10 protein-coding genes are annotated in these 12,056 nt (G+C 65.3%); 2 read left to right on the forward strand and 8 right to left on the reverse strand.

Annotation, left to right across the window (positions count from 1 at the left end):
- From ATN38_RS32825 to ATN38_RS17620, 4 genes are all read right to left on the reverse strand, one after another.
- Positions 1–534: DnaJ domain-containing protein (locus ATN38_RS32825; protein ID WP_256931945.1), on the reverse strand; the 534-nt coding region annotated here is incomplete at its 3' end.
- Positions 535–540: 6 nt separating this feature from the next.
- Positions 541–1,065, reverse strand: coding sequence for a nucleotide exchange factor GrpE (locus ATN38_RS17610; protein WP_003942659.1), 525 nt, complete (start codon positions 1,063–1,065; stop codon positions 541–543).
- 8 nt (positions 1,066–1,073) lie between these two features.
- Complete coding sequence (gene dnaK / locus ATN38_RS17615) at positions 1,074–2,948, reverse strand: molecular chaperone DnaK (protein WP_218748308.1); 1,875 nt, start codon at positions 2,946–2,948, stop codon at positions 1,074–1,076.
- 3 nt (positions 2,949–2,951) lie between these two features.
- Positions 2,952–3,455 carry a general stress protein gene (locus ATN38_RS17620; RefSeq protein WP_005203454.1) on the reverse strand — a complete coding sequence of 168 codons (504 nt, stop codon included), beginning with the start codon at positions 3,453–3,455 and terminating at the stop codon, positions 2,952–2,954.
- Positions 3,456–4,001: 546 nt separating this feature from the next.
- Between ATN38_RS17620 and ATN38_RS17625 the strand changes: the two genes are divergently transcribed.
- Positions 4,002–5,018: a S1C family serine protease gene (locus ATN38_RS17625; RefSeq protein ID WP_218748309.1), complete on the forward strand. Its 1,017-nt coding sequence runs from the start codon at positions 4,002–4,004 to the stop codon at positions 5,016–5,018.
- A gap of 184 nt (positions 5,019–5,202) precedes the next feature.
- Here the strand turns inward: ATN38_RS17625 and ATN38_RS17630 are convergent, their stop codons facing one another.
- From ATN38_RS17630 to ATN38_RS17645, 4 genes are read right to left on the reverse strand one after another with little or no spacing between them, the layout of a single operon-like run.
- A complete protein-coding gene (locus tag ATN38_RS17630) occupies positions 5,203–6,066 on the reverse strand; it encodes a TniQ family protein (protein WP_003942649.1) in 864 nt (287 codons plus the stop codon).
- Positions 6,035–7,099, reverse strand: coding sequence for an ATP-binding protein (locus tag ATN38_RS17635; RefSeq protein WP_003942663.1), 1,065 nt, complete (start codon positions 7,097–7,099; stop codon positions 6,035–6,037). The genes ATN38_RS17630 and ATN38_RS17635 overlap by 32 nt, the downstream gene beginning before the upstream one ends.
- Positions 7,096–9,144: a helix-turn-helix domain-containing protein gene (locus ATN38_RS17640; RefSeq protein ID WP_178377389.1), complete on the reverse strand. Its 2,049-nt coding sequence runs from the start codon at positions 9,142–9,144 to the stop codon at positions 7,096–7,098. The genes ATN38_RS17635 and ATN38_RS17640 overlap by 4 nt, the downstream gene beginning before the upstream one ends.
- 12 nt (positions 9,145–9,156) lie before the next feature.
- The gene (locus ATN38_RS17645) at positions 9,157–9,864 is read right to left on the reverse strand and encodes a TnsA-like heteromeric transposase endonuclease subunit (protein WP_003942661.1); all 708 of its coding nucleotides are present in this window, start codon (positions 9,862–9,864) and stop codon (positions 9,157–9,159) included.
- A gap of 270 nt (positions 9,865–10,134) precedes the next feature.
- Here ATN38_RS17645 and ATN38_RS17650 point away from each other — a divergent pair, with 270 nt between their 5' ends.
- Entirely contained in the window at positions 10,135–11,835 is a 1,701-nt protein-coding gene (locus ATN38_RS17650) for a hypothetical protein (RefSeq protein WP_209923544.1), read from the forward strand.
- Positions 11,836–12,056 lie beyond the last annotated feature (221 nt).

Genomic DNA, 12,056 nt, shown 5'->3' on the forward strand with positions numbered 1-12,056 from the left:
CAGGACACCGGCTGGAATGTCGACGTCATACTGCCGTCCGTCCAGTCTGAGAGTGCGTTTTCCGCCTTGATAGGCCTCTTCCAGAGCCAGTTCCAGTTCGGCCTCCTGATCGGCGCCGGGAATCGGTCCGAACCCACCGCCTCCGCCGAACATCTGCCCGAAGAGGTCTTCGAAGTCGACGCCGCCCTCGCCACCGACACCGTGGCCGAAGTGCACCCTTCTGCCCCCGCCCCCACCGCCGTACCCGCCACCGCCGAACCCGCCGCCGTACCCACCGGCGCTTGCCCGGACCCGTTCGTCGTAATCCTCGGGTACATGCCGGAAGTCGTCACCGAATCGGTCGTAGCGTTTCCGGGTGTCCGGGTCGGACAACACCTGATAGGCCTCGTTGGCCTCCTTGAACCTGTCCTCCGCAGTGGGATCCTTGTTCACATCGGGGTGGTACTTGCGGGCCAGCTTGCGGTACGCCTGCTGAATTTCGTCGGTGCCGGCGCCCCGCGGGACCCCGAGTACTTCGTAGTAGTCACGGGCCATCGGTGCTCACCCCTCGGGGCGGCTGACGACCACCGCGGCGGGCCGCAACTGTCGCCCGTCCTCTCCATAACCCGGGCGCAAGACCTCGACCACGGTCCCGGACGGAAGGTCGGGTCGGGTTACCACACTGACCACTTCATGGAGCTCCGGGGAGAACGGCACACCGACCTCGTCGTGGCGCTCGAAGCCGAACCGTGAGAGCACCTGTACCGCCTGATCCCGGATCGCCTTCACACCCTCGACGACGGCCTGCGGATCGCTGCCCGCATGGGCCAGCGCAAGCTCCAAATTGTCCAGTACCGGCAGCCACGCCGCCGAAACCTTCGCTACTTCCGCGGCGCGTTCACGATCCAGATCCTTGGCATACCGCTTGCGCAGGTTGTCCAGATCTGCGACGGCCCTGCGCCAACGATCCTCGAGTTGAGCCAACTCGGCCCCCGTGTCGGTGCGATCAGGCGCCGTCTCGGTCTGATCCCCGTCGGTACCGTCGGTAGCCGGCTCGGTCGTCGAATGATCTGCAGACCTTTCCATCGTGTGCCTCAGCTTCGATCGAATTCGGCGTCGATCACGTCGTCGTCATCCGACGACGCAGCATCAGCGCCGCCTGCTTGGCCGTCGTCCGACTGGTCCGGCACAAGTCCGTAGAGCAGCTGTTGCAGCTCCGAGGTGAGTGGCTGAACCTCCGCGGGTGAAGCACCGTCTTTGACCGCCTTCCTGGCGTCGGCGATCAGCATCTCGGCCCGCGCCTTCTCATGCGGCGGGGCACTGTCACCGAGTTCGGCGAGTCGCCGTTCCACTTGATAGGCAACCGAATCGAGCGCGTTGCGTGCGTCGACCGCCTTGCGCAGCGCCTCGTCCTCACCCCGGTTCCGTTCGGCCTCTGCCAGCATGCGCTCGACGTCACTCTGGTCCAGGTTGCCCTGTTCACTGATCGTGATGCTCTGTTCCTTGCCGGTGTCCTTGTCGCGGGCGGTGACGTTCAGGATGCCGTTGGCGTCGATATCGAAAGTGACTTCGACTTGGGCCTCGCCACGTGGCGCGGGGCGGATGTCTTCCAGCCGGAACCGGCCGAGCACCCGGTTGTCGGCCGCACGTTCGCGTTCGCCCTGCAGCACCACGACGTCCACGGCGGACTGATTGTCTTCCGCCGTGGAGAACACTTCGCTGCGCCGTGCCGGGATCGTCGTGTTGCGCTCGATGATCTTGGTCATCACCCCGCCCTGCGTCTCGACGCCGAGGGACAGCGGGGTGACATCGAGCAACAGCACATCGGAGACCTCGCCTTTGAGCACGCCCGCCTGGACTGCGGCACCGAGCGCCACGACCTCGTCCGGGTTGACGCCCATGTGGGGGTCCTTGCCGCCGGTGAGCCGGCGAACCAGCGCCTGCACCGCAGGAATACGTGTCGAACCACCGACCAGGATCACCTCGTCGATGTCGTTGGCGGTGACCTTGGCGTCACTCATCGCCTGCTTCACGGGGTCGAGGCAGCGTTCCACCAGATCGGCAGTCAAATCCTCGAACTTCGATCGCATGATCGTGGTGGTGAGGTGCTTGGGACCGTTCGCGTCAGCGGTGACGAAGGGCAGGTTTACCTGGGCCTGGGTCACCGAGGACAACTCGACCTTGGCTTTCTCCGCGGCCTCGAAGAGGCGCTGCAATGCCTGCGCATCCTTGCGCAGATCGATGTTCTCCGCGCGCTGGAATTCGTCGGCGAGGTAGTCCACCAGGCGTCGGTCGAAGTCGTCGCCGCCGAGGTGGGAGTCGCCGGCCGTGGAACGAACCTCGACCACTCCCTCGCCGACATCGAGCAGGCTCACATCGAAGGTTCCGCCGCCGAGGTCGAAGACCAGTACGGTTTCGTGGGTCTGTTTGTCCATGCCGTACGCGAGTGCCGCAGCGGTCGGCTCGTTGATGATCCGCAGAACCTCGAGGCCCGCGATCCGGCCGGCGTCTTTGGTGGCGTTTCGTTGCGCGTCGTTGAAGTAGGCCGGAACGGTGATGACCGCTTCCTTGACCTTCTCACCGAGGAACTTGCTCGCGTCGTCGACGAGCTTGCGCAGCACGAGGGCACTGATCTCCTCCGGTGCGTATTTCTTGCCGCGCACGTCGAAGCGGGCCTCACCGTTGTCACCCGGCACGACGTCGAAGCTGACCGCTTTGGCTTCCTCGGAGATCTCGTCGTAGTGACGTCCGATGAAGCGTTTCGCCGAGTAGATCGTGCCCTTCGGATTCAAGATCGCCTGCCGTCGGGCAAGCTGACCCACCAGGCGCTCGCCGCTCTCGGTGAACGCCACCACCGACGGCGTCGTCCGCGCTCCCTCGACATTGGAGATCACCACCGGCTCGCCGCCTTGCCAGCTTGCGATGACCGAGTTGGTGGTGCCCAGGTCTATACCCACAGCAGTCGCCATGACTCATTCCTTTCGATCGGTCCGGCCGGTGAGCAAGCGGACGGCTTCGTCCGCGACCTCGACATCGGCGAGGACTTCGTAGTGACGTGGTTGTAATGACTGGATTGAGGTGAAGTCGCGCCGGCCGCCCTGCAGCGCATACATGAGCAGGCCGAGCAGAGCGCCCACAACGGCACCGAATACCAACCCGTAGAAGGCGAGCGCGAGGCCCGTGAGCAGCGGCTGAACCCAATCGAGTAACCCGAAGATCCAGCCGAACAGCGCACCCGTCAGCGCGCCCGCGGCGGCGCCGCGCAGAGCGGCCCAGCCGTAGTTCAATCGGCCGACGATCTGCTCGACCAGCTCGATGTCGCGACCGACGATGGCCAGTTTGTCTACCGTGAAATGCTGGTCGGAGAGGTAGTCGACGGCGCTCTCGGCGTCGGCATAGGTGTCGAATGTCGCAATCACCTGGCGAGCAGGTGGGTGTGGACTTACGGCGGAGGTTCCGCCACTGGACTCTGACATCACGCCCCCTCGGCGTCGATGGACTGGGGTTTCGGAGTAGAACTCCCGCTACCAAGACCCTAGCAGCCGAAAGAAATGGGTGAGAGTCTTCACCCTCACGTAGAGGATCAGGACCCAGCGGCTGTTCCTAATCGCTTGGTGCAGAAGAAAACCAGTGACGAATCCTCTTCTTCCAGCTGTCGGATCAGCTCGTACAGTGAAGTCACTAAAGTCCGATTCCTGCGGTTGGGCCGTTCGTGAGCTCAACCGGTTGACTGCCCGACCGGACGCCGAACCGGTAGGCGCAGGCTCGGCTGCACAGTACGGCATGCGAATCGGGCCGAAACAGGCATATCGGTCTTGAAAATAAAAGTAGTACAACAATATACGACTCGTCGCCGCAGCAGCTGAGGCACGCGCACCGCAATCGTCGATGTAGATTTCTATGAGCATGTGACGCGGGTCGGGAGTCGCGGACCACGGGAGGAGACAGGGGTATGTTGATCTGGTGGGCCCACTCGCAGTAGGTGCATGTAGGAGACCGATGTCGTACGGAACCGGTCGCTGATGCGCGTTCCGTCGACCGTACGTTCCTCGATCTGGGTGCCGCTGGTCGCGATCGCGGTCCCCCTCCTCGCGGGATGCGGCGCCTCGGCTCCCACCACCTCGACGCCCCCAGCCGGGCCTGCCGTGGACCTGCCGGCACTGGTCCGGCAGGTGGAGGCCTCGGTCGTCACGGTGCTTACCGGGTCCGGTGTGGGCAGCGGCATCGTCTACAAGACCGACGGCACCATCGTCACCAACGCCCACGTGGTCGAGGGTGCCCGGCAGGTGAGTGTGGCCTTCGCGGACGGGCAACAGGTGTCCGCGAACGTGCGGGCCGTCGATCGCGTGACCGACGTCGCGGTCCTTCAAGCGGACCGCACCGATCTGACTGCGGCGACGTTCGAGACAGCGTTGCCAGAGGTCGGCGCGCTCGCCGTAGTCGTGGGCAGTCCGCTGGGGTTCGAGGCCACGGTCACCTCGGGCATCATCTCAGGATTGCACCGTCAGATCCCCGGGTCGGCCTCCACCGGGGCGCCGCTGGTCGACCTGATTCAGACCGACGCCGCGATCTCGCCGGGTAACTCCGGGGGTGCGCTGATCGACGGACAAGGGCGGGTCGTGGGGATGAGCCAGGCCTACATTCCCCCGTCGGCGGGTGCGGTGGCTCTGGGTTTCGCCATCCCCGCGGCGGATGTCGTCGACGTCGCAGATCAACTGCTGGCCTCGGGAACTGCCCAGCATGCGTACGTCGGCATTCAGCCCGGCACGCTGACACCGCAGATCGCCGAACAATTGGCGGTCGACCGCACCGACGGTGTCGTCGTCCTCGAGGTCGTCCCGCTCGGTCCGGCTGCGACCGCGGGTATCCGGCCGGGCGATGTCATCACCGCGGTCAACGGCCACGACATCGAGTCGGCGGAGGACTTCATCGCGGCGCTCCGTGCCGTCGACCCGGGCGATCGAGTGGATTTGACCGTGCTCCGCGGCGGCAAGATCCAGCAGATCTCGGTCACAGTGACAGACCGCCCCGCCAGCTGAACGACTATTCCAAGAACGACCAAAACGGGGCGGGCGGGATCTGTGTTGCGGGCGGTCCGGCCCGCAGCGTTGCGGGTATCGCAGGCGTTGAGCAGCATTACCGTCCGCGTGTCCTTGGGACACAAACTTGGGAATACCAACTTCAACTTCGGGTCAGCCACGAACTGGGTGGACTGTCCTGTGCTCATCGGATTTGCTGACGCTCCTGATGGGCGCCGAGGGTGACGAGGGCCTCGATGCCGACTTTGTCGGCGGCGAGGTCGCAGAAGGCCTCGAATCGGGTCGTCGCGGCCGTCCTGTCGTATCGGGAGGTGGGATCGTCGATGTCGGTGGCCTCGGCCAGCGCGGTCAGATACCGCTGGGCCGTGCACAGGTCGTCGTTGGCCTCGATTACGGTGGCGTCGCGCAAGTCGTGCCGGCAGAACGGACGCACCTTCCGATCGGCGCTCTCGCGCGGACACCGTTGGGGGCAGTGCCATGGCGGGCCGTGGCTGCCGAGCCAGGTGGTGTCGGAGAATGGCACCTGCCCGCAACCGGGACACCGGGTCTGCAACCGCAGTCGGTGCCGCAGGCAGATCGGAAGCAACGGGTGCGCCCATTGCCTCTGCCAGATGCAGTCCGGCTCGGCGAGACACCGTGGACAAAACCGGGACCCGCTGAAGTGGTGCCGGATCCCGCGGCGGTGCGCGAGGTAGCGGCCGAGCGAGGCCTCGGCCGGCCAACCACACAATGCCGGCGACAAGGCCCGCGGCGCGAGGCCGAGGCACCAGGTGATCTCCCGCGAGCACTCGGCGACCTGGTCCAGTACACGGTCGACGGTGGCGGGCCGGGAAGTGAAGCCGAACTCCCGCAACAACTGCGCCGGAGACAGCTGGTACCGGGAGGCGAAATGCAGCAGCCATCCGGGGATGGCCTCGCCGGGGCGGATCGGGACGGTGATCGGCCAGCGGTCGATGTCGTAACCGCCGGGAATCGGCCTCAGTCGCGCCGCCGGGGGCGCGGTGGAAGGTGTGGGGTCAGGCCGTGCGGGCGGCGGATTCGCCGGCATTGTCGATGGTGGTCGCGGCGATCAACTCCGGGGTGATCGTCTCGGTGCCGGAGGCGATCGCCAGGTAGCAGACGCGGTCGATGAGGTTGGTCAGCGACGCTATCCGGCCCTGGGTGCGCCGGTGCAACACCTTCGCCTGCTCGACGAGCATCCCCTCGTGGGCGTCGGCCAACTTGATGTGCCCCTCCAACGTGCGGAGCAGGCTGATCCAACTCCGCAGCCCCGGATCGGTATCGACCGCGAACGGGGCGACCGGGCAGCGGGTGGCACGGCGGCTGGTCTGCGCGTAGGCGGCCTGTTCCCCGAGCTGCCCTTCATCGAAGAACCGCTTCTCGGCGAGCTGAACTCCGACGTAGACGAACGTCGCCGCCATCTCGTTGGCCAGACCCTTGAGGTGGTTGGACACCTCGATGCCGTTGCGATGCTTGAAGTCCACGAAGTGCAGGTCGTCGAGCACGACCAACCGGGTTTCGCAGCTGGTGACACAGTCGACGGCCAACGCACCCAGCTTGGAGGTCGACGCCCGGTCGACGGCGGGGTGGCCGTAGAACCGCAGGATCTGCTGGTTCAGACCCTTCAACGTGATGCCGGCGCTGAGCGGGACGAACGCCACCGGCAACCGCTGATGCCCACCTAAGGTGACCGGGCCCTCCCGGCGGTAGGCGCGGCGGTGGAAGTCGCGGGCGTACCGGGTGGCGATGGTCGTCTTCCCCAAACCGGGTTCGGCGTCGATCACCACCGACCCGCGCAGCTTGTCCCCGTCCCGCCGCCCGGAGGCCAGGACCTGATCGATCACCGAGTACGCGGCGGTCAGCTGGCTGGTCTTGATCGTCGGCAGGTTCGCGTTCCACACCATCCGGGCCTCGTTGTAGTCCTCCCGTTCCTCACCGCTGAGCCGGGTCTTTTCGGTGCGGGTGAGGACGTCGAACGACTCGCGCGGTGCGGAGTGCACGAACGCATCCCATCCCTTCTTGCGGGAGAGTTGGTAGCGGGCGGTGCCGTTGTCCGCCAACCATCGTGCCCATCGGTTCACTCGTCGAACACCCCGAATACCTCCTCGTCCGGCCGCTGCGCGTAGTACTGCTCGAACACGTCCAGGTCGTCGGGAAGCTCGACCGGGCTCGTCGAGCGTTGGGCGAGGTGCTCGAGCAGATCGATGACCCCGGGCAGCGACGCGTCCTCCCGCACGGATTCGCCGTCCGGCGCGGCACCGGACGTCCGTTCGCCGTCGAGGGTGGGCCGCTGCGCGCTGAGCCGCCGGGCCAGGCTGCGGTCGCGGCGGGTCTCGACTTCCTCCCGGCTCCACGCGAGCAGCAGGTCCTGCACGGCGCGGTGCGGATCGAGGTGGCGGTGCTCGCGGATGCTGACGCGTTTGGCGTAGTCGACGGCATCGGCGCTGAACGGCTGGTTCAGGCACGCCCCGTGTTCCCACACCAGTTGGTGCCAGGCGTTGGTGTCCGGATCTTGGAAGTAGGCGTGCCGGACGTCGTGGGAGTCGACGAAGATCGGCCACTTACCGGCGTGCACACCGCCGTACGGGGACCGGGTGCCGCGATACAGGTTCAGCCCGGCACCGTCGTAGCGCAGCCCGTCGACCTCCACCCCGTAGTGGTGGATCATCCGCCACCGCACATCGAGGAACTCGTACGCCAAGTCCGGGCTGCTCGGTAACAGCAGGCACCCGAATTTCGCGACCCCGATCTCGAACATCTCGGCCGGGCAGAACTCGGCCCGCGGGATCTCCGGCACACACAACCCGTCGTGCTGGGTGCGGTGATACACCGACCCGACCCACTCGCGGATGATCTGCTCGAGTTCGCTGACGTAGTAGAACGCCTTGTCCTCGACGTCTTTTCCGCGGGAGTACACATCCGGGCCCTTGTAGGCGGGCAGGTGCTGGAGCACGGATTCGCGTAGCGTGCGGAAAAATCTCTCGACCGTGGGCTTGTCGGTCGGCTTGTGCGGGATCGCCGGCTGGACCGTGATCCCGAGCCGCGCGCAGACCCCGATCACGTGATCGGACAGGTACTGCTTGCCGTGATCGACCACGATCGCCTCCGGTAAACAGGCAGGGAGGTCGCCGACCCGCTGCTGGGAGACGCCGTCGGGTTCCTCGGTGCCGACGAGCAGATTCCGCGGAACCCCGTGATACGGCCACCCGCCGTCGTCCCGCTGGCGGTCTGGGGTGATGCATTGGTAGAGCACGTTCGCGACGTCCTGCGCTTTCGTCGACACCGGGGTCAACCGCAGTCCGAGCACGCAGCGGGTGAACAGGTCCATAGCCACCGTCAACTCCACCCCGACCCAGCGCATCGTGATCGGCTCCATCGCAAACACATCCAGCGGCGTGGTGTCGAGCACCACGTACTCGCCGGGCCGGGTGGCACGGAGCCGACCGAACACACCGGTCGGACGATCGGCCACCGACCGCCGTCCCTTTGCACTGCCGAACGCATGCCGTCCCTTCGCCAGCACCTTCAGACGCCGGTAAGCAGTGGCTTTACTGGGCAGCGGCACCGTTCCCGGGCCGAAGCTTGCCTCCAACTTGCGGACAACCGCGTCGATGACAACTCCCATGGTCGGCGTGGATGCCTCGACATAGTCGTCCAGCACCTGAAGACGCGTCGCGTCCCACCGCGGGTCCACGCCGACTGCATATCGGCTGCGAATGCGGGTGTCGGCCAACCCGGCGACCCCCGATGCCCGGAAGCCCGCGATCCAGCGGTAGAGCGTGCGCACCGAGACATCCAGTTCCTTCGCCTTGGCCGCTAGCACCGACTCCAGGTTGGTCCCGTCATCGTTGACCGCGGCGAGCGCGCTGCGCACGTGCCCGGCTCGGACGTCGAGCTTGTGGCGCTGCGACGTCGTCAGCGACGACAGCACCACCGCTGTGGGATCGAAGGAGTCGTCCTTATGGGCCATTGCCACAGCGTGGGCAGTGATTTCGGTGACCGCGACCCTTTGCAACGACGGCCCTGACCGGAGCGTCACCTCAAGACCATGGAGGGCGACGACCTCCCACGAGGCGCCCCCGAACCAGACCCGAATCCCAGGACGGAGATCGAGGATTTCTGTCATAAAGTCGTCCTCTCACCAGGTCAAGACCGTTTGCCCGGACAGCGGTACCGTAAGATCCGCCGTCCACGACCTGAACCATAACTTCGCCAGCACAGCGATGCGGCCCCGCTGCGTGTCTGCGGCCGCGACCACCTCGTCGATCGTCATTCCGGTCACGGCGACCGCCTCGATGCACGCCACGGTCGTGGTATCTATCGAGCCCGTTCTGCGCGCGGCGCCAATGGTCCGGATATTCGCCAGCACCACCGGGTCCGCGCCTGTCCACACCTCGTACGACCAACCCCGCGAGGCGCACACCCGCCCAGTCCAGGCGAATACCTGCGCCGCCTCCTCGCGGCGGGCGAACTCTTCCGGTTTGACGTCCACGACCGTGAACCCACCATCAGCATGTTCGAGAAGCATGTCGGGAACGTGCCTACGTGTGCTCGTCCCGTCCGAGCCGCACATCCACATCGGTTGCGCCGCCATCCGGATTACCCCCGGAGCGAAGTCGGCCAACCACAGCCGATCGAGCTCCAACCGGCTCTCGTAGAGCACGTGGTCACGATTGGTCGCTGACCAGAACCAGCCCGCGTAATGCCTCCGTCGAGGATGACTTCGCACTCGTCGAACCGGCAAACCGCGCACTATTCGTAGCGGATCCGCGGCGGCGACCGTCGTCGCGACAGGACCACCGTTGCCCTGCACGTACCTGACCTCGACCTCACCGCTTCGCGGCACCTACATAGCTTCACTCGTGCTGACACGAAAATGAGAAACCAACACGCCGCTGACAGACAACTGACACGAAATTGAGAAACTGACACCGATCGCGAGAACCTACACTTGAACTCGGCCGGCGGACGGGAACGATTCGACGCCGCCATCACCGACATCGCCAGGATGCTTTCCACCGGAAACCACCACACCAGCAGAAAGCGGACATCGATGAACGAGACACCCTCGTCGAACAGTTCATTATCAGAGCCCACTCGACCAGGCACTGCTGCAATGGACCTGTTCGAGGGCGCCGGCCCTGGCAGCGAACTCGCTGTCTCCGTCGAGCCGGAAGGCATTCTCGTTGCCGGGGACCCGGAGGTCGTAGCCGGCTACCTCGCGCGCCTGACCGATCTCGCCGGCGAGGCACTCGATGTTTCCGGCGTCAGCACAACCTCGATGGCCAATGTCGCCGCCGCTGCCGTCGGAGCGAAATCTATTGCCGCCCAGGCCGGTCAGTTCGTGCGACTGTCCCCGAACAGCGTCCAGGCATTGAAGACGTACAAAGCGTTGCCGGGTGACAGCGGGTTCTTCCGAATGACCGTCGTCGACCAAGCAGGGAAGTTCCGCCAGCAACTGCAATGGCAGAAAGTATCCCTCGGCCCCACCCAAGCACTGTCCTTCCAACTCATCGCGGTGCAGGTCGCCCTCTCGGTGGCCATCGCGTCGGTGAACGAATCGATCGCCCGCGTCGACGGTAAAGTCGAACAACTCCTCGCCCTCGCCCAAGCGTCCCGAGTCGGTGACGTGGTCGGTCATTTCACAACCTTGGATCGGCTCGTCACCACCCTCGACGAACACGGAACACTGCCGACCGCAGACTGGGAATCTGTTGCCGGACTCCGGCCCACCCTGAATGTGACCATCGAACGCCTCCGAGAACACGTCAAACGCACCTTGGCCGGGTTCGATGCCACTCGCCCGGTCCAGGATCGCGCCGACTATCTCCGCCGAGCAATCGAAGAGAACCGGCTCGGCGAATCCCTGCACCTGTTGGTGGTCGGTGAGCAGTCGCTCTATCTGTGGCAGCGGTTGCGGATCGCGCGCGTGCAGGCCACCGAGCCGCAGCATCTGCAGGTGGTGCTCGACGACGCACGCACAGTGCTGGCAGAGCATTTCGAACGCGACGGCGAACTGTTGCTGCACGCGCGGTCGGAACTGTCGAACTTTGCAAAAATGCACCGACTCGACGGATTCCGGTGGGGCGCCGCCCACAATCTCAAACACGACATCGTCAAACTCAAGAACGACCTCGACGACTTCGCGCAGGCACGTGGCAGCCAGGTCATGGGATGGACCGACCACGAGAGTCCCAGCGTCGTCGACGCCCTGGCGGAAGTCGGCAGTCGGGCAGCGTCCGCAGGCAGTGCTGTCGCCGGCGCGGCCGGCAAAGCGATCGGTGCCGGTGTCTCAGGAGTCGGATCCGGGCTCGGGTGGGTGGGCCGCGGGATCGGAAACCTCGTGGGCTCGGGAAACCAACACGCAGACAAAGTCGAGATACCGACACCTACAACGGAACATCGTCTCGCGGGTGCAGCCACCGCAACCGCACAACCTGACGAGGCGAATCCGAACTCGTGCGACGGCGACGATTCGACATCCGAATCCTCCATGCTCACACACCAACCCGATCGAATCATGCCGTCTTCCGCCCCGATCGCGTACGACGACGACATCTTGCAGCTCATGCTCTTCGGCCATCTACAGGTCGGCGACCAGCTGACGTATCACGATACCGGCCGCGGGCTCACCTACATCGCAACGATCACGCGGGACGGGGCCCTCGACGTCGACGGGAAACGCTACGGGCCACCCTCGGCGCCGTTGACGGACATCATGGGCCGGCAACGGCACGGTTGGAGGGACTGGCAACTGGCCGATGGGCGGCAACTTCGACAGCTGCGGCGACAAGCGTACGCAGAAATGCGCCGCTGACACCCGTCCTAGCTCTGCCACCACACGCCGACCCGTCCACAGGATGAAGCGATCACAAATGACAATGAAAAAATCCTGGCTAGCAGCGCCGATCCTGCTTCTCGCGCTCAGTGCATGCAGCGACCAGGGCACATCCACCGAACCTGCCTCGTCTGAGGGAGCAACTGCAACCGCCACGACACCGAGCTCCTCAGGGACACTCACACCGGTCTCCAGTACCA

Source organism: Rhodococcus sp. FH8 (assembly GCF_019266085.1).
GTDB classification, from domain to species: Bacteria; Actinomycetota; Actinomycetes; order Mycobacteriales; family Mycobacteriaceae; genus Rhodococcus_F; species Rhodococcus_F qingshengii.